This window comes from Lelliottia nimipressuralis (assembly GCF_004402045.1).
GTDB lineage: Bacteria > Pseudomonadota > Gammaproteobacteria > Enterobacterales > Enterobacteriaceae > Enterobacter > Enterobacter chinensis.
In genome coordinates, this window is sequence record NZ_SOMG01000030.1 from 167,166 (window position 1) to 185,097 (window position 17,932).

A 17,932-nucleotide genomic window follows, 5' to 3' on the forward strand; every position below is an offset into this window, starting at 1 on the left:
CTGTTTCTACAGCGAGATGTAAGCATATGTCGAACCAACGTAACCCTGATGATTTGAAAAAAAACCTCACAGAAATGCAGTTTTACGTGACGCAGAATCACGGAACGGAACCGCCATTCACCGGGCGTTTACTGCACAACAAGCGAGACGGCGTCTACCACTGCCTGGTCTGTGATGCCCCTCTGTTCAATTCACAAACGAAATTTGATTCTGGCTGCGGCTGGCCGAGCTTTTACGAGCCGGTGAGCGATGAGGCAATCCGCTACCTGACCGACTCGTCGCACGGTATGGTGCGCACGGAAATTCGCTGCGGCACCTGCGATGCGCACCTGGGACACGTCTTCCCGGATGGCCCTCAGCCAACGGGTGAGCGTTTCTGCGTGAATTCGGCTTCAATGAGCTTCACTGACGACGAAAACGGCGACCAGATCAAGGGTTGAAAAAACGATTCAGCAAATTATTCCTTTGAAAGGGGACGATTTTGAATATTGATGACATGATTAACGGCATGACGCCGGAGATTTATCAGCGCCTGGTAACCGCCGTAGAGCTGGGAAAATGGCCCGATGGCGTCGCGTTGACGCCGGAGCAAAAAGAGAACAGCCTGCAGCTGGTAATGCTGTGGCAGGCGCGCAATAACACCGACGCGCAGCACATGACGATCGACACCCAGGGTCAGATGGTGATGAAGAGCAAGCGTGAGCTGAAAGAGGACTTTGGCATCACGCCGAAGCCGATTGTGACGATGAAAATGCAATAACGGTGTGGGGGTGATGGCCTCACCCAACCCTCTCCCACAGGGGAGAGGGCTTGATTGCCTCACTACTTATGCGGGATCCCGAGCGACTCCGCCAGCTGCTTCGCTAGCAGGTTTTCGTCATCCGCACCGTACTCCCAGAACATTGCCCCGGCGAGACCTTTCTCTTTGATATAGCCCGCTTTTATCGCAACGGAGCGTGGGTTCTCATACGAAATCGCAAACAGCGCGTTGCCATCGGCACCTTTCACCGACAGCCACGGCACTTTTGCCTGTTCATCCCAATGCTCGGTAAAACGCTTTTGCGGATCGTTCAGCAGCTTCTTCACGATATCGTTGTACTTCACGTAGGTATCTTTGCTCAGGTCATAGCCGAGTGACCTGAACAACTCTATTTCCTGAGGTCCGAAGTAGGGCTGCGTGACCGGATTTTTTTGCGCATCGGGTTTCGTCCAGTCAATGCCCGGCTCCACCGCGCGCTTTGGCACGCGGCCATAGAAACCGATTCCGAGGTTCATCTGCTGCGGCTTCAGCCCGGCGGCCAGATAGTTGTTCACCACAAAATCCACGCTGTATTTGTCCGCGGCGGCCACCGTCGGCCAGGCGCGGGAGTCATACAGGTTGGCGTTGAAGTACTGCGTACCGTACGCCATGTCGTAGGTCATCAGGTTGATGTAGTCGAGCAGCGGAGCGACGGCTTTGACATCCACCCAGCTTTTCGGACTTTCCGCATTGGCACCCACCGCAATGGTAACCAGCTTTTTGTGCCCGAAGGCAGCGCGCATCTCTTTTAACAGGGCGGTGAAGTTATCCCGGTCGGCGGGCTGGCTTGCGACCAGTCCCCATGCACCGTTTACCGGATACTCCCAGTCGAGATCGATCCCGTCCAGACCGTATTTGTCGACAATCTCCAGCGCGGAGCGGATAAATACCGCGCGACTCTCTTTGGTTGCCGCTGCGCCAGAGAAACCACGCGCGCCCCAGCCGCCAACGGAGAGCAGGACTTTCAGGTTCGGATTTTGTTTACGCAGGGTAGGGATTAATGCGAGGTCGGAGGCGACTTTGGGTGATAACCAGATCTGGTGCAGCTTTGCCGGATCTTTCAGTGCGGCGTTGGTTTCGTCTTTTTCATCGTTATAGACCAGACCAAACGAGTAGTTCAGATGAGTAATCTGGCGGACGTCTAATTTGTTGATGTCGCCACCCGGTCCGGCGGTGACATCGCCACCCCCATTGAAGTAGCCCACGGACATCAGGGAATTGGCTGAGGCAAGTGACGCGCAAAGCAAGGGCAATGCTGCCAGCAAGGGCAAACGTATCATACAAGTTCCTCTTTGACTAAACAAAACAACCACGCCACAGAAAAGGCGTGGCGAAAAAACAACCTGACGAGAATAGCATTGCCGCTTCGCTGAGGATGCGAGGGAGTTCACTTTATGGGGATTGGGGAAGAAATGCCGGGTGGCGGCTGGCCTACTTTCTTTGGTTTTGTAGGCCGGGTAAGCGCAGCGCCACCCGGCTAAAAAAGGCTTACGCCTGCGTCTCCAGCCAGTCTTCGAGCGTATACAGCGTTGCGCCTTCCGCGGCCATATCCATAAACGCCTGGGCGCTGTCCTGCGGCTGAATGTTCACCCCGCGGCAGCCGTCGGTGATCACGCTGACGGTATAGCCTAACTGGAGCGCGTCCAGCACGGTAAACTTCACGCAGTAATCCGTTGCCAGGCCCAGCACAATCAGCTCCGTGATTTCATGGTGACGTAACCACGCGTCCAGCGCTGTTTTCTGGCGATGCCCGTTATCAAAAAACGCGCTATAGCTGTCGATAGCCGGGTTTTCACCTTTATGGAACACCGCATCGATGGCCTTCTGATTCAGGAGCGGATGCAGCTCCGCGCCTTCCGTCTGCTGCACGCAGTGATCCGGCCAGAAGGTTTGTGGCAATCCGTCGAGTTCACCCTGAGTGAAAGGCTCAACGCTGTGCTGGCTGGCAAAGCTGCCGTGGTTAGCCGGGTGCCAGTCCTGACTCGCGACAACCGCTTCACTGCGGGCTTTGCACCAGTCAATCAGCGTGTTTGCCACGTCAACGGTGCTGTCACCTTCGGCGACGGCCAGCGCACCGCCCGCGCAGAAATCATTTTGCAAATCGACCAGGAGCAGGGCGCGTTGCTTCATGAGACCTCCTTATTCGTCAGGCGTCAGTTCGCCGCGCAGGTTTTGCATCATCGCGCTGCGAATGGACTGAATATCCAGATCCTGACTCAGTAAATAGTGAAGTTTAGTCAGCGTTGCCTCAACGGTCATATCGAAGCCGCTGATTACTCCCGCATGCGCCAGCGCGTTGCCGGTGGCATAGCCGCCCATGTTGACTTTACCGGACATACACTGCGTCAGGTTTACCACCACAATCCCGCGCTCGCTGGCTTCCTGGAGCTCTTTCAGGAATTCGCCGTTCTGCGGCGCATTGCCTACGCCGTAGGAGCGCAAAATCAGCGCTTTGACAGGCTGGCGCAGGAAGTTACGCACCACATCCGCAGAGATACCCGGGTAGATGGTGACCACGCCAATCGGTTGCGGAGTGATCGGATGCACAATCAGCTCGCCGGCGGTATTTGGCGCAGGCGGTGTTCCCAGACGACGGATATGAATGCCCGCCTCCAGCAAAGGCTGCAGGTTTGGCGAGGCGAAGGCGTCAAAACCGTCGGCATGGGCTTTGGTGGTGCGGTTCCCGCGATAGAGGCGGTTGTTAAAGAACAACGACACTTCGTTAATCGGGTAATTCGCCGCAACGTACAGGGAGTTAAGCAGGTTGATCTGACCGTCTGAGCGCAGCTCCGCCAGCGGAATTTGCGACCCGGTGACGATGACCGGCTTGCCGAGGTTCTCCAGCATGAAGGAGAGCGCCGAGGCGGTAAAGGCCATGGTGTCGGTACCATGCAGGATCACAAAGCCGTCGTACTGGTCGTAATGGGCTTTAATGTCGTCCGCGATGTGCTGCCAGTCTTCCGGCGTCATATCGGAAGAGTCCATCAACGGCTCGTATTCGTGGATTGTAAAGTCAGGCATTTCCGGACGGTGGAATTCTGGCATCAGCGCAAGCTGACGCTGAAGATGACCGGAGACAGGGATATAGCCGTTTTCAGAGCGCTGCATACCGATGGTACCGCCGGTGTAGGCTACATAAATCGATTTCTTCTGCATGGTAGTGAGTTCTTGTTATTCAAAAGAAAAAATCCCCCCTTCGCGAGAAGAGGGGACGGTTTTAACGGACGTTAGCGCAGGTCAGGCAAAACGCGTAACGACTTTGTGGATCGTTAAAGGCCGCGAGCTTATCGCTTTCCGCCTTCATCGCTTTCGCCGCCGTGGCGACCGGCGCTGGCAGGTAAGCCTGCATCGCCTCCGGCAGCATGGCGCGTACCGAGCCGGACATGCTGTCCATGACCATATCGAAGAACGACGGCTCGTCCTGGTAATACTCGATATGCCACTGCTTGAGCTTCGCCAGTTCGGCGGCTTTCTTCACCGCGTCATCAAAGTCGCCCAGGCTGTCGACCAGACCGTTGCTCTTCGCATCCTGGCCGGTCCAGACGTGGCCCTGTGCAATCTGGTCGATCTGCTCAGGCGTCTTTTTACGCGAGTCCGCTACCAGGGTGATAAAGCGCTTATAGCCATTCTCAATGCTGAGCTGCATCATCTCAGAGACTTCTGGCGGCAGGGATTTTGTCACCGACACATCCGCCAGCGGAGAGGTGGCAACGCCATCGGTATGCACGCCCAGAGAATCCAGGCTGTTTTCCACGGTGTTGATGACCCCGAAGATGCCAATTGAGCCGGTCAGCGTGCTTGGGTTGGCGATGATGTAGTTGGCTGGCGTTGAGATCCAGTACCCCCCGGAGGCGGCCATTCCGCCCATTGATACGACTACCGGTTTGCCGGCGGCTCGTGCCGCAGCCAGCTCAGCGCGGATCACCTCAGAGGCACTGACGCTGCCGCCAGGGCTGTTCACCCGCAGGACAATCGCTTTCACTTTCGGATCGAGGCGAGCATCGCGGATTTGTGACGCGGTAGTATCGCCGCCCACGTTCCCCGGGGTCTCCTGACCGTCCATGATGGCACCGTTCGCAAAGACGACCGCAACGCTGTCACCGTTCTCATCCGGTTTTTTCGTCGAGTAATCATACATGCTGATGGCGCTGTAATTTTTGTCCTCTTTGCTCCAGCCAAACTGTTTGCTCAGGGATTTTTCAATCTCGGCGCTGGTGCCCAGGGCATCAACCAGTTTGTTATCAAGCGCATATTTCGCGGTATCACCGTCAACTTTGCGCAGACCCTCCAGCACGCCCTGCGCGCCAGGGAACACCTGCTCAGGCGTTATCTGGCGGTTAGCGGCAACGGTGCCCAGATAGTTCTGCCACAGTTCGCCAATCCAACGGCTGTCTGCTTCACGGGCGGCAGGGGACATGTCATCGCGGATAAACGGCTCAACCGCAGATTTATAGGTCCCGACGCGGAAGACGTGGGTGGTGACCTTCAGCTTGTCGAGCAGAGACTTGTAGTACAGGCCGTTGGTGGCAAAGCCGTGCAGATCGACCGTACCCTGAGGGGAGAGCCAGATTTTGTTGGCAAAGCTCGCCAGATAATATTGCCCCTGGCTGTAGCTGTCGCCCACGGCAATAACCGGCTTGCCGCTGTCGCGGAATTCGCGCAGCGCTTTACCGATGTACTGCATTGAAGGCTGATCGCCTCCGGCAAAATCTTTCAGATCCAGCACGATCCCGGTGATGTTACGATCGTCTTTCGCCTGACGGATGGAATCAACGATATCGAACAGCGAGTTTTCCTGCAGACGGTCTGAAGTTGCGCCAAACAGCTGGCGACCAATCACGCTCAGGCGACTGCTGGTGGAAGGCTTATCAACGATCACGCCGGTGATATCGAGTAATAGCGCGCCGCGCGTTGAGTGCTGCGCCTGATTTGCACTGCTGATGTGCATCCAGATGCCCGCGCAAACCAGAACCAGGAAGATGAAGAAGATATTCATCACCAGGTTGCGGACGAAGTTGAGCAGTCTCCACGTCCATTTAAAGAAACCGGCAATAATTCGCCAAAGGGTTCGCATGTATTCTCCCTAACCAGAAAATGACTGTTTCCGTCGCCACTGGACGGTAATGTTGGGTTATCGTAATGACCCAACCGCCACTTGTCAGCAGGAATCGCCTGCCAGGCTGTAACAAAATCTGCCGTCGTGTTAATTTTGTGAGTAAATTTCAAGAAAGGAGTTAACCAATGGACGCACTCGAACTGCTTGTTAACCGCCGTAGCGCTTCCCGCCTGGCCGAACCTGCCCCGGCAGGCGAGCAGATGGAGAACATTCTGCGTGCCGGTATGCGTGCCCCCGATCATGGCACGCTGCAGCCGTGGCACTTCTTTGTGATTGAAGGCGAAGGGCGCGATCGTTTCAGCCAACTGCTGGAGCAGGGCGCGGTTGCCGCAGGGCAGGATGAGAAGGGGATCGACAAGGCGCGTAATGCCCCGTTCCGCGCCCCGATGATCGTCGCTGTCGTGGCAAAATGCCAGGCTGACCATAAAGTGCCCGTCTGGGAACAGGAAATGTCTGCAGGCTGTGCAGTGATGGCGATGCAAATGGCCGCCGTTGCACAAGGGTTTAACGGTATCTGGCGCACCGGTCCGTTGACCGAAAGCCCGGTAGTCCGTGACGGTTTTGGCTGCGGTGAGCATGACAAAATTGTCGGTTTCCTCTATCTCGGTACCCCGCAGCTTAAAGCCTCCAGCACCATCAGCGTGCCGGACACGACGCCTTTCGTCAGCCGTTTCTGATAACGCACGCTAAACTGTCTGGATTCTGAGCATCTGCCGCAGAATTCAGACAGTCATACTTACCTCTTTATGGAATGAGCGCTACCATAGCGCGATTGAGATGACAGGAGACGTCCATGAGCGAGCAAACCATTCGTTTAACGCAATACAGCCACGGAGCCGGTTGCGGTTGTAAAATTTCCCCGAAAGTGCTGGAGACCATCCTGCACAGTGAACAGGCGAAGTTTGTCGACCCGAACCTGCTTGTCGGCAATGAAACGCGCGACGATGCTGCAGTTTATGACTTAGGTAACGGCACCAGTATTATCAGTACCACTGACTTCTTTATGCCGATTGTCGACAACCCGTTCGATTTCGGGCGCATTGCGGCCACCAACGCCATCAGCGATATCTTCGCCATGGGCGGCAAACCGATTATGGCCATCGCCATTCTGGGCTGGCCAATCAACACCCTTGCGCCGGAAATTGCCCGCGAGGTGATTGATGGCGGTCGTTTTGCCTGCCAGCAGGCGGGAATTGCGCTGGCCGGTGGTCACTCGATTGATGCGCCGGAGCCTATCTTCGGCCTGGCCGTCACGGGCGTGGTCCCTACCGAACGCGTGAAGCGCAACAGCACCGCGCAGGCGGGCTGCAAGCTGTTCCTCACCAAGCCGCTGGGTATTGGCGTGCTGACCACCGCCGAGAAAAAATCCCTGCTGAAACCGGAACACAAAGGTCTGGCGACAGAAGTTATGTGCCAGATGAACCTCGCAGGTGCAGCATTCGCCAATATCGACGGCGTGAAGGCGATGACCGACGTAACCGGTTTTGGTCTGCTGGGACACCTCTCCGAGGTGTGTCAGGGCGCGGGCGTGCAGGCGAAGGTCTGGTATCAGGACGTGCCGAAGCTGCCGGGCGTAGAAGAGTACATTGCTCAGGGTGCAGTCCCGGGCGGTACCCAGCGCAACTTCGCCAGCTACGGCCACCTGATGGGTGAAATGCCGGAAGAATGGCGCAACCTGCTGTGCGATCCGCAAACCTCCGGCGGCCTGCTGCTGGCGGTCACGCCGGAATCTGAAGCCGAGGTTCAGGCGACAGCCGCCGAGTTTGGCATTACCCTGACGGCGATCGGCGAGCTGGTCACAGCACGCGGTGGCCGACCGATGATTGAGATCCGTTAATTCGATGCGGTTGTTTATTGCCGAAAAGCCGAGTCTGGCCCGAGCCATTGCCGACGTGCTGCCTAAACCGCATCGCAAGGGCGATGGCTTTATCGAATGCGGTAACGGGCAGGTGGTCACCTGGTGTATTGGTCACCTGCTTGAGCAGGCGCAGCCGGATGTCTATGACAGCCGCTACGCCCGCTGGAATTTGAACGATCTACCCATCGTGCCTGAAAAATGGCGCCTGCAGCCCCGGCCTTCGGTCACCAAACAGCTGAACGTGATCAAGCGCTTCCTGCATGAAGCCGCTGAAATCGTGCACGCGGGTGACCCGGACAGGGAAGGACAACTGCTGGTGGATGAAGTGCTGGACTATCTTGAACTGGCGCCGGAAAAGCGCCAGCAGGTACAGCGCTGCCTCATCAACGACCTCAACCCGCAGGCGGTCGAGCGTGCGATCTCGCGTCTTCGTTCCAACAGCGAGTTTATCCCGCTGTGCGTCTCCGCGCTGGCGCGCGCGCGCGCGGACTGGCTGTACGGTATCAACATGACCCGCGCCTACACCATCCTCGGGCGTAACGCGGGCTATCAGGGCGTACTCTCCGTGGGTCGCGTGCAGACGCCGGTGCTGGGGCTGGTCGTGCGTCGTGACGAAGAGATTGAGAACTTCGTCGCCAAAGATTTCTTTGAAGTGAAAGCGCATATCGTCACCCCGAAAGACGAGCGCTTTACCGCCGTCTGGCAGCCGAGCGACGCCTGTGAATCCTACCAGGATGAAGAGGGGCGCCTGCTGCACCGTCCGCTGGCGGAACACGTGGTTAACCGCATTACCGGTCAGCCGGCAATCGTCACCAGCTATAACGATAAACGGGAATCAGAACCCGCGCCGCTGCCGTTCTCGCTGTCTGCGCTGCAGATTGAGGCCGCCAAAAAGTTTGGCTTGAGCGCGCAGAACGTGCTGGATATCTGCCAGAAGCTCTACGAAACCCATAAGCTCATCACCTATCCGCGTTCGGATAGCCGCTATCTTCCGGAAGAGCACTTTGCCGGACGCCATTCGGTGATGAACGCCATTAGCGTCCACGCGCCGGATCTGCTCCCGCAGCCGGCGGTAAACCCGGACACCCATAACCGCTGCTGGGATGATAAAAAGGTGGATGCCCACCACGCGATTATCCCAACGGCCCGCGCCAGCAACGTGAATCTGACCGAAAACGAAGCGAAGGTCTATAACCTGGTTGCGCGTCAGTATCTGATGCAGTTCTGCCCGGATGCGGTATTCCGTAAGTGCGTGATCGAACTGGAGATCGCCAAAGGGAAATTTGTCGCCAAAGCGCGTTTCCTGGCAGAAGCGGGGTGGCGTACGCTGCTGGGTAACAAAGAACGTGACGAAGAGAACGACGGCACGCCGCTGCCGGTCGTTGCTAAAGACGATGAACTGCTGTGCGAGAAGGGCGAAGTGGTTGAGCGTCAGACCCAGCCTCCGCGCCATTTCACTGATGCGACGCTGCTTTCAGCGATGACCGGGATCGCCCGGTTCGTGCAGGATAAAGATCTGAAGAAGATCCTGCGCGCCACCGATGGTCTGGGTACGGAAGCAACCCGCGCGGGGATCATTGAGCTGCTCTTTAAGCGTGGCTTCCTGGAGAAAAAGGGACGCTACATCCATTCAACGGAACCGGGCCGCGCGCTAATCCACTCTCTGCCGGAGCTGGCCGCCAGGCCGGACATGACCGCACACTGGGAGTCGGTGCTGACGCAGATCAGCGAAAAGCAGTGCCGCTATCAGGACTTTATGCAGCCGCTGGTGGGGACGCTGTACCAGCTGATCGATCAGGCGCGCAGCACGCCGGTGAAGCGGTTCAGAGGAATGGTGGCACCGGGCGGCGGTGCGAAAAAGCCGTTTAAAAAGAAAAAGAGCGCGGCAGCCTCTTAAACGTAAGGCGAAGCCGCCACCCGGCGAAAAGCAGCGCTGCGGCCTGAAAAAAAGCCCGGTGGCGGCTACGCCTTACCGGGCCTACAGAGCGAGAACGCAGCAAAAGTTTAAAGCACGCCCTGCCCAATCATTGCATCCGCCACCTTCACGAACCCGGCGATATTCGCCCCGCGCACGTAGTTGGTTTGCGATGCCTCGCCGCCATACTCCACGCAGGCGTGGTGAATATCCAGCATGATATGGTGCAGGCGTGCATCCACTTTCTCCGCCTTCCAGCCGAGACGCGCGGCGTTTTGCGCCATCTCCAGGCCGGAGGTCGCCACGCCGCCCGCGTTTGCGGCCTTGCCCGGCGCAAACAGCACGCCCGCTTCCAGGAACAGATTGGTCGCTTCGATGGTGGTCGGCATATTCGCCCCTTCGGCCACCGCCTTCACGCCGTTGGTAATCAGGGTACGCGCGGCGTCCACATCCAGTTCGTTCTGCGTTGCGCACGGCAGGGCGATATCCACCGGCACGCTCCACGGCTGTTTGCCTTCCAGATACGTCAGACCCAACTCCGCGGCATAGTCTGCGAGACGGCCATCGCGGCTGGCTTTAATTTCGCACAGGCGTGCCAGTTTCTCCGCCGTGAAGCCGGCTTCATCCACCACTGTGCCTCTGGAGTCTGACGCCGTCACCACGCGGGCGCCAAACTGCATCGCTTTTTCGATAGCGTATTGCGCCACGTTGCCGGAGCCGGACACCGCCACGCGCATGCCTTCAAAGCCTAAACCGTGGCGCTTGAGCATGGCCTCGGTGAAATAGACCAGGCCGTACCCCGTGGCTTCCGGGCGGATCAGGCTCCCACCAAACGACAGCCCCTTGCCGGTAAAGACGCAGGCGCTGTTATTGGAGAGCTTTTTCATCATCCCGGCCATAAAGCCCACTTCACGTCCGCCCACGCCGATATCACCGGCAGGAACGTCGGTATCCGGGCCCAGGTGGCGATAGAGTTCGGTCATCAGCGCCTGGCAGAAGCGCATGACTTCGCCTTCGCTTTTGCCTTTCGGGTCGAAATCGCTGCCGCCTTTACCGCCGCCCATCGGCAGAGTGGTCAGCGCATTTTTAAACGTCTGCTCGAAGCCGAGGAATTTCAAAATCGACAGGTTCACGGAAGGGTGGAAGCGCATCCCACCCTTAAACGGGCCGATGGCGGAGTTAAACTGCACGCGCCACGCGCGGTTAACCTGAACCTGATTACGATCGTCCACCCAGGTCACACGGAACTGGATCACGCGCTCTGGCTCGACCAGGCGTTCAAGCAGAGACATCTGACGATAACGCGGGTTTTGTTCAAGGAAGGGCCACAGGGTGGTCATCACTTCACGAACGGCCTGGGCAAACTCGCTTTGGTGCGGGTCGCGCTGCTGAACATGGGCAAGGAAACTTTCCAGAGTGCGTGTCTGATCCATAGATATAAGAACCTCTTATAATAATGTTTGTATATGACGTAGGCGATTTGTGTTGTTTTTTTGACTATACCACCCGTACCGCTTTGTGAAGCAAGCAGAAATTTATGCCGAAAGGGAAATTAATGACCCGGGCTGAGTCATAACCAAAAGCGATGGCGCGTTAAATTAAAGGTTCTGCGCGATTTACCGTTATAGTCATTATCAGGACAAAACAGGAAGGTAAGTCTATGAACCGTTACGTGATGGCCACGTTAGCTTTAATGTTGACCGCAGGCGCTCAGGCTGACCGCATTCGCCCGGATGTGGAAGTGAATATACCGCCGGAGGTTTTTAGCTCCAGCGGCCAGAATCAAACGGTGCAGCCCTGCAATCAGTGCTGCATCTATCAGAATCAGAACTACTCGGAAGGGGCCGTGGTGAAAGCGGATGGTGTCCTGTTGCAGTGCCAGCGCGATGAACGCACCATCAGCACGAACCCGCTGGTCTGGCGTCGCGTAAAACAATAAACGCTTCCAGTAGCGGAATATCCGCTGGGGCTAAGGCGTAGCCAAACGCCTCTTCAGGCGTACACCACACCAGCGCGCTGTGGTAGTGCGCCGCGAGCTCGCCGCTAAAAGCAGGAACGTGCCAGGCATGAAGGTTGATTACCCGCTGCGAGACTTCCCGCTGGTGGCTCGCCACGTACTGCCCCGGCCAGGCCTGAATGCCGAGTTCTTCCCACAGTTCGCGAACAAGCGCCTCGGGCTGCGTCTCTCCGGCTTCCACTTTTCCACCTGCGAATTCCCACATCCCGGGCTGGTCAGCGTGGGCAGGGCGCTGCGCCAGTAAAATTTTGTCGTCTTTTTCGATGATGGCCGCAACGACATCAATTGTTTTTAGCATGGGCGTCAATACTTGATAACGTAAAACACCATATTATCGTGCCCTTTGTCAGAGTCCAGCCATCAGGAGAATCCGGTGAAAGAGACGTCCACCTGGGTCGAGCCCATCCCAACCCTTCCGGCGAGTTTAAAACCGATTGCCGCCATGCAGAAAAAACATTTTGGCGCCGTGCTTAACCCCACGCGCTGGTGGGGGCGCATGCCGCGTCTTTTCTGGCTGGTGGCGTTGTTTGTCGGATTTCTGGAGCGTCGTCACGCGCGCCTGACGCCCGTGCTGCGTTCGCTGCTCATGACGCGGGTGTCGCAACTCTGTCACTGCGCATTCTGTGTTGATGCCAACAGCCTGCGGCTGGCCGAGCGCTGCGGTGCGCTGGATAAAGTCCAGGCCGTGGGGAACTGGCATGATTCAGCTTTATTCACTGAGCAAGAGCGCGCGGCGCTGGCCTACGCCGAGGCGGTGACCGCCACGCCTCCTCGGGCGGATGAGGCAATCAGAACGGCGCTGAAACGCCACTTTACGGATGATGCCATTACCGAGATGACGGCGCTCATTGCGTTTCAGAATCTCTCTGCCCGCTTTAATGCCGCCCTGGACATTCCGGCTCAGGGGCTGTGCGCCACGTTTAACGAGACTCCCCATGCTTGATCGCCACCTGCACCCGCGCATAAAACCGGCCCTGAATCGTCTGGTGTCCCTGCTGGATAAGCCGGGCATCACGCCCGACGGATTAACCCTGTCCGGGTTTGCCATCGGCGTGCTGACGCTGCCGTTTCTGGCTCTTGGCTGGTATCCGGCCGCGCTTGCCGCCATCGTGCTCAACCGTTTACTGGATGGTCTGGACGGTGCACTGGCGCGCCGGAGAGGGCTGACGGATGCGGGGGGATTTCTCGATATCGCGCTCGATTTTTTATTCTACGCCCTCGTACCGTTTGGCTTTGCGCTGGCTGCTCCTGCAGAGAATTCACTGGCCGCCGCCTGGCTGCTGTTTGCGTTTATCGGCACCGGCAGCAGTTTTCTGGCCTTTGCGGCGCTGGCCGCGAAGCACGACATTGACAACCCCGGTTATGCGCACAAATCGTTTTATTACATCGGTGGGTTAACGGAAGGGACAGAGACCATCGCGCTGTTTGTGCTGTGCTGCCTTTTCCCGGCACACTTTGCGCTGTTTGCGTGGGTATTCGGCGCGCTGTGCTGGCTGACCACCACAACGCGCATCTGGAGCGGTTATGTGACGCTGAAGTCCCTCAACCCTTAGAGAGCACTCTCTGGCCCGCGCTCGCCGGTGCTGACCGGGTTCTGCGGGTGACTGCTCCATTCGTACCAGCCGCCGTCATAGACGGCGACATTCTTCCAGCCCATCGCCCGGGCGTACATAAAGGTTTCTGACGCCCGCCACCCGGTGCCGCAGTAAAACGCGACGTGCTGTTCCGGTCGAATATTCCAGCGCTTCCACTGGGCGGCGATATCGTCAGCGCTGCGCATGGTGCCATCCGGGTTATGGAAATCCTCCATGTGGGTGGCATCACTGCCTGCGTGGCCCCAGCGGGCACCGGCAATTTCACCTTTTGGCTTGATGTAGCTGTAGCCGCTGGTTTCGCCGATGAATTCCGGCCACGAGCGAATGCTGACCAGGGAGGCATCCTGGCGGTGCAGCATCCCGCGCGCCTGCTCCATATCGACCATCAGTTGCGGCTGGCCGGGGATCGGCGCGCCAAAATCAGGGGCCGGTGTGACTTTCGCGGGCGTACCGCGCTCAACCGGCAGGCCTGCATCCGACCACGCCTTCCAGCCGCCATCGAGAATACGGACATCCTTCACGCCTGCATACAGCATAATCTGCGCCACGCGCGCGGCGGCGTAAACGTCGCGGCCATACAAGATGACGGTAGTGTCGTGACGGATCCCGTGCTTCGCCAGCATCGCTTTTAGCTTGTCGTCGGAGACTTTATTCCACAGCGGCTCGCTTTCCACCTCGTTGGTGTCGATGTAGCCCGCGCCGGGAATGTGATTCAGCAGGTAAAACTTCGGTGCGCCCCAGGCGGCCTCAATCACTTTCCAGTCACCCGCCGGCGCGGCGGTCACGGGTTTACCCTGCTGGAGGCGGTGGATCCACTGCGGGTAGACGAGCTGTTCAAAATGAGGCAGGCGCTGAAGGCGGTCGGGCGTCTGCAGGGCATCGCTGAGAAGCGAAACATGGCGGTATCCGGCCTTCTCCAGACGCGCTTTCACCGCCTGGTTATCGCTCTCGTCACCGTACAGCGCAATGGCTGTCGCAGGCGTAAGCTGATGCTGTTTGGCCCAGAGCGCAATCTGCTCGTCGCTCATCGCGTCCAGCCAGGCCGCTGCCAGGTTGAGTGCGGCGGGTTCATGTCCGGAGGGGCCGCTGAGCGTTTGCAGCCAGCCGTTATAGAACGCGCTGGCGCGGGTGTCGACAGGCATGCCGTGCTGTGCCTGAAGCTGAGACAGCGTCATCGCGTTGGGCATATCAGCCGCCAGAGAGGAAAAAGAGGCGAGGCCGCAGAGCAGGGCCAGCGCGGTCAGTTGAGAAACACGTTTCATCGAATAACCTGACGTCAATAAAAGAGGGGGGCATTGTCGTCTCTCCCGAAACGGAAAACATTGCGTTAGCACATTATTGCCAGCGAGAAATCTCAATCCGCTCGCCTCCGGGCGGAATATCGTCCTCATCGTGCGTGACCAGCACCACCGGGATATCGCGTTCGCGGACGGCGTCAAATACCCATGCCCGAAATGACGCCCGTAACGCTTTATCGAGGCGGCTGAACGGTTCATCCAACAGCAGCGCCTGCGGCTCAGCGAGCAGGGCGCGCAGCAGGCTGACCCGGGCGCGCTCCCCGCCGGAGAGGGTGGCCGGATCGCTGGCGTAACGGTCGCCCAGCCCGGCGGAATCCAGCGCCTGCTCGACCGCTTCCCGACGCGCGTGTCCGACGATCCGCTCAGGCAACGCCAGCAGCAAATTTTGCCCGACGCTGAAAGGGTCAAACAGCAGCGCGTCCTGAAAGAGAATGCCCAGCCCGCGAGATTCCACGGGAAGGCCGTCGCAGCGACGCGCATCGAGCCACAGTTCGCCCCGCGCCTGAAAATCGTCCGACAGTGCGCCGACCATCCAGGCAAAAAGGGTCGATTTCCCGCTGCCGGAGGTGCCCATCAGGGTGATAATCTCTCCGCGGGGCACGCAAAAATTGACCTCGCGGAAAAGCGGTTCGATGGTGAGATCTTTTACCTTCAGCATTAACGTAATCCTTGTCGGTAGCGGCCCGCGAGCCGTGATAGCAGTGCGGCAAGGCCAAACACTGCCCCCGTAACCAGCAGTAACCCCAGCGCCCGGTTAGCCAGAACCGGGATGCTTCCCCCGCTGCTGAGCGCGACGGTCTCGGTGGTCAGCGTGGCGAAACGCCCCGCGCCCAGCCACAGGGTCGGCATGTATTGCGCCATGCTGACTGAAAAACCGATGGCAAAGGCCAGCAGTGCAGGGCGCAACAGCAAAGGGCATTTCAGCAGGCAGAAGATTTTTGCCCGTCGCCAGCCGAGCGTTCTGGCGGTAAGGATAAGCCGGGGATCGATCCGGCGCCAGGCGGGCTGCAGCACCAGCAGCATCCACGGTAATACCCACAGCAGATGGCTCCAGAGCACGGCGGCAAAGTGCCCGTCGAGCCCCAGGCGCAACGCAATCGCGTACTGGCCGGTGACGAGCGGCAGTGCCGGAAGGGCAAGCGGTAACCACACCCACGCTGCGCCGCGCTGTGGCCCCCATTCCAGCCAGAGAAAACTGATGACCAGGGCAATCAGGCTCGACAGCAGGCCGAAGGAAAGGCTGGAACCCACGGGCCCGATATCGTCTCGCTGCGCCAGCATGAGCAGAACCGCAGCGCACAGTATGCCGCATGCGGGCAGAAAGCCGCTTAATGCACGTTCAGGCAGAACGCGCTGAGACCTGCGGCGTGTTCCGGTGAGGTCAGGAACCCTGCGACGCCAGGTTTTCCAGAGGCCGTACCCCAGGGCGGCAAGGGCGGCCAGCAGCAGAAGGAGAAGCAGGCACAGCAGCGTCCCTTTTACCTGCTGCTGCGCGTCGCCCTGGCTCAGCCACTGCCAGGCCAGCACGGCCAGGGTTGGCGGGTTTCCGGGGCCGAGAACGATCGCCACATCCACCACCGACAGCGACCACGCCAGTACCGCCAGCATCACCGCCCCGAGGACCGGGGCGATCGTCGGCAGGATCAGCCAGTTAAGTATCTGAAACCGTCCGTAACCGAAGGTCTGCAGGACGATCTTTTGCTGCGCGAGCCGTTTTTCCGGCAGCACGGCGTAAATGGCCCACAGCACAAACGCGCTCTCTTTGACGGCAAGCGTCACACCCAGTCCGGCGCCGTAGCGGTCAAATGGAGCCGTACAGACGGTACAGACCTGATAAAACAAACCGCCCTCGGCAAACAGCAGTAACGCGCTGGTGGCGAACGCCACGTGCGGGATCGCCAACAGCCACGGCAGGCGCGTAGTGAGGCGTCGCCAGCGTTTGCCGGGCCAGAAAAGGCTGACGAGGATAAGGGCAATCAGCAAGGCACCCAGCGTGGCAATGAGCGCTGATACCAGCGTGGCGACGGTTGCCTGAGGCAGCTGCGGGTCGTTGAGCAGCAGCTGCCAGTTTGTCACAGAAAACGCCGGTGCTAACAGCATTGCACCGGCGGGCAGGAGCGGCAGATAGATAACCGCCATCGCCAGCCAGACAAGCCCGCTTAGCGGGTGCCGTAACGACGCAGCCATTCCTGCTCCAGCGCGTTTACCCAGGCGGACTGCGGCTCTGCAAGCACCTTCGGCAGGCCCTGTGGCGTGTGGGCCAGCAGCTGTTTCGCTTCACCTTCTGGCAATGCGTTTGCATCCAGCACGCTCGGATCTCCCCAGACGGCCGGGTCGGCTTTGCGGATTTGCGCCTGCGGTGAAAGCAGGAAATTGGCGACCACCTTTGCCCCTGCGCTCGCGCTGGCATTCGCCGGAATCGCCACAAAATGGACGTTGCCAATCGTTCCGCCGTGAAAACCAAAGCTGTAGCTGTCGGCGGGCAGTTCGCCGCGGGCGACTTTTTGCTGCGCATGCGCAGGGTTGAAGGTCAGCGACAGGTTCAGACTACCGCTGGCAAGCAAGTTATCCATGCGTGCAGGTGACGGCGGAAAGTCTTTGCCTTCTCGCCACAGCAGCGGGTGGAGTTTGTCGAGGTAATCCCAGAGCGGCGACGTCACCTGGGCAAAGCTGTTATCGGGTGCCTTTTCCAGCGCCTGCGGGTGAGCGGTGAGCGTCAGAAGCAGCTGCTCGAGAAATGCCGTGCCGGTAAAATCGGGTGGGCGAGGATAGCTGACCTTGCCCGGGTGCTGCTGCGCGTAGGCCAGCAGCGCCTGAGGATCCTCCGGCGGCGTCGGCATGCTGGATTTACGGCCGATAAAGGTCAGCTGCGCGCTGCCCCACGGCGATTCCGCGCCGTCGGTTGGAATGGCAAAATCTTCCGTTACGGGTTTGCGGGTATCGACATAGCGCCAGTTTGGCAACCTCTGTGCCCACCCGGTCTGCAGCAGGTTAGCCTCTTTTAACGTGCGGAAGTTTTCCCCGTTAACCCACAGCAGGTCGACTGAGCCGTTCGTCTTACGCCCTGCGGCGGCTTCCGTCTGGATCCGTTTTACCGCATCGCCAGCGTCCGCCAGCGGGACGATTTTGAGGGTAATGGCGTAGTGTGTTTGCATCTCACCGCTGACCCACTCCAGATAGCGGTTGACCGCCGGATCGCCGCCCCAGGCGTTAAACCAGACGGTCTGGCCTTTGGCCTGTTGTTGGATAGCGTGCCAGCTGTCGGCGGCACAGAGGGGGGCGGTCAGCAGCAGACCAGTCAGAAACGCGCAAAAACGCACACGGCGCATAATGC

At 58.8% G+C, this 17,932-nt stretch carries 18 protein-coding genes; 8 read left to right on the plus strand and 10 right to left on the minus strand.

The annotated features are described in order from the left end of the window. Positions 1-26 precede the first annotated feature (26 nt). Positions 27-440, plus strand: coding sequence for a peptide-methionine (R)-S-oxide reductase MsrB (gene msrB / locus E3U32_RS18400; RefSeq protein WP_134349921.1), 414 nt, complete (start codon positions 27-29; stop codon positions 438-440). 41 nt (positions 441-481) lie between these two features. Then, positions 482-760, plus strand: coding sequence for a YeaC family protein (locus tag E3U32_RS18405; RefSeq protein ID WP_134349922.1), 279 nt, complete (start codon positions 482-484; stop codon positions 758-760). A gap of 62 nt (positions 761-822) precedes the next feature. Here E3U32_RS18405 and E3U32_RS18410 read toward each other — a convergent pair whose 3' ends face one another. The 4 genes from E3U32_RS18410 to sppA form a co-directional block, all read right to left on the minus strand. Next, on the minus strand, positions 823-2,079 hold the full coding sequence (locus tag E3U32_RS18410) for a glycoside hydrolase family 18 protein (RefSeq protein WP_134349923.1): 1,257 nt from the start codon (positions 2,077-2,079) through the stop codon (positions 823-825). 208 nt (positions 2,080-2,287) lie between these two features. Then, on the minus strand, positions 2,288-2,929 hold the full coding sequence (gene pncA / locus E3U32_RS18415; RefSeq protein ID WP_134349924.1) for a bifunctional nicotinamidase/pyrazinamidase: 642 nt from the start codon (positions 2,927-2,929) through the stop codon (positions 2,288-2,290). 9 nt (positions 2,930-2,938) lie between these two features. Then, positions 2,939-3,955: an asparaginase gene (ansA, locus tag E3U32_RS18420; RefSeq protein ID WP_010430087.1), complete on the minus strand. Its 1,017-nt coding sequence runs from the start codon at positions 3,953-3,955 to the stop codon at positions 2,939-2,941. A gap of 61 nt (positions 3,956-4,016) precedes the next feature. Continuing rightward, entirely contained in the window at positions 4,017-5,873 is a 1,857-nt protein-coding gene (gene sppA / locus E3U32_RS18425) for a signal peptide peptidase SppA (protein ID WP_134349925.1), read from the minus strand. Between the two features lie 167 nt (positions 5,874-6,040). Here sppA and E3U32_RS18430 point away from each other — a divergent pair, with 167 nt between their 5' ends. The 3 genes from E3U32_RS18430 (at position 6,041) to E3U32_RS18440 (ending at position 9,670) form a co-directional block, all read left to right on the plus strand. Beyond that, complete coding sequence (locus tag E3U32_RS18430; protein WP_134349926.1) at positions 6,041-6,592, plus strand: NAD(P)H nitroreductase; 552 nt, start codon at positions 6,041-6,043, stop codon at positions 6,590-6,592. A 116-nt stretch (positions 6,593-6,708) separates the two neighbouring features. Continuing rightward, positions 6,709-7,752, plus strand: a complete 1,044-nt coding sequence (selD, locus tag E3U32_RS18435) for a selenide, water dikinase SelD (protein WP_134349927.1) — start codon at positions 6,709-6,711, stop codon at positions 7,750-7,752. A 4-nt stretch (positions 7,753-7,756) separates the two neighbouring features. Then, positions 7,757-9,670, plus strand: a complete 1,914-nt coding sequence (locus tag E3U32_RS18440) for a DNA topoisomerase III (RefSeq protein ID WP_134349928.1) — start codon at positions 7,757-7,759, stop codon at positions 9,668-9,670. Positions 9,671-9,777: 107 nt separating this feature from the next. Here the strand turns inward: E3U32_RS18440 and gdhA are convergent, their stop codons facing one another. Beyond that, positions 9,778-11,121 (minus strand): NADP-specific glutamate dehydrogenase, encoded by a 1,344-nt coding sequence (gene gdhA / locus E3U32_RS18445; protein ID WP_134349929.1) that lies wholly within the window; start codon positions 11,119-11,121, stop codon positions 9,778-9,780. A 227-nt stretch (positions 11,122-11,348) separates the two neighbouring features. Between gdhA and E3U32_RS18450 the strand changes: the two genes are divergently transcribed. Further along, a complete protein-coding gene (locus E3U32_RS18450) occupies positions 11,349-11,627 on the plus strand; it encodes a YnjH family protein (protein ID WP_134349930.1) in 279 nt (92 codons plus the stop codon). Here the strand turns inward: E3U32_RS18450 and E3U32_RS18455 are convergent. After that, entirely contained in the window at positions 11,587-12,003 is a 417-nt protein-coding gene (locus E3U32_RS18455) for a pyrimidine (deoxy)nucleoside triphosphate diphosphatase (protein ID WP_134349931.1), read from the minus strand. The two genes, E3U32_RS18450 and E3U32_RS18455, sit on opposite strands and share 41 nt — an antisense overlap. Positions 12,004-12,078: 75 nt before the next feature. Between E3U32_RS18455 and E3U32_RS18460 the strand changes: the two genes are divergently transcribed. Continuing rightward, on the plus strand, positions 12,079-12,648 hold the full coding sequence (locus E3U32_RS18460) for a carboxymuconolactone decarboxylase family protein (protein WP_134349932.1): 570 nt from the start codon (positions 12,079-12,081) through the stop codon (positions 12,646-12,648). Beyond that, entirely contained in the window at positions 12,641-13,258 is a 618-nt protein-coding gene (locus E3U32_RS18465) for a CDP-alcohol phosphatidyltransferase family protein (protein WP_134349933.1), read from the plus strand. The genes E3U32_RS18460 and E3U32_RS18465 overlap by 8 nt, the downstream gene beginning before the upstream one ends. Here E3U32_RS18465 and E3U32_RS18470 read toward each other — a convergent pair. The 4 genes from E3U32_RS18470 to E3U32_RS18485 form a co-directional block, all read right to left on the minus strand. Further along, entirely contained in the window at positions 13,255-14,562 is a 1,308-nt protein-coding gene (locus tag E3U32_RS18470; RefSeq protein ID WP_134349934.1) for a sulfurtransferase, read from the minus strand. The genes E3U32_RS18465 and E3U32_RS18470 overlap by 4 nt on opposite strands. A 73-nt stretch (positions 14,563-14,635) precedes the next feature. Further along, on the minus strand, positions 14,636-15,256 hold the full coding sequence (locus tag E3U32_RS18475; RefSeq protein ID WP_134349935.1) for an ATP-binding cassette domain-containing protein: 621 nt from the start codon (positions 15,254-15,256) through the stop codon (positions 14,636-14,638). Then, complete coding sequence (locus E3U32_RS18480; protein WP_134349936.1) at positions 15,256-16,785, minus strand: thiamine ABC transporter permease; 1,530 nt, start codon at positions 16,783-16,785, stop codon at positions 15,256-15,258. Before E3U32_RS18480 ends, E3U32_RS18475 begins: the two co-directional genes overlap by 1 nt. After that, positions 16,758-17,918, minus strand: a complete 1,161-nt coding sequence (locus tag E3U32_RS18485; protein WP_435659354.1) for an ABC transporter substrate-binding protein — start codon at positions 17,916-17,918, stop codon at positions 16,758-16,760. Before E3U32_RS18485 ends, E3U32_RS18480 begins: the two co-directional genes overlap by 28 nt. Between the last annotated feature and the right edge of the window lie 14 nt (positions 17,919-17,932).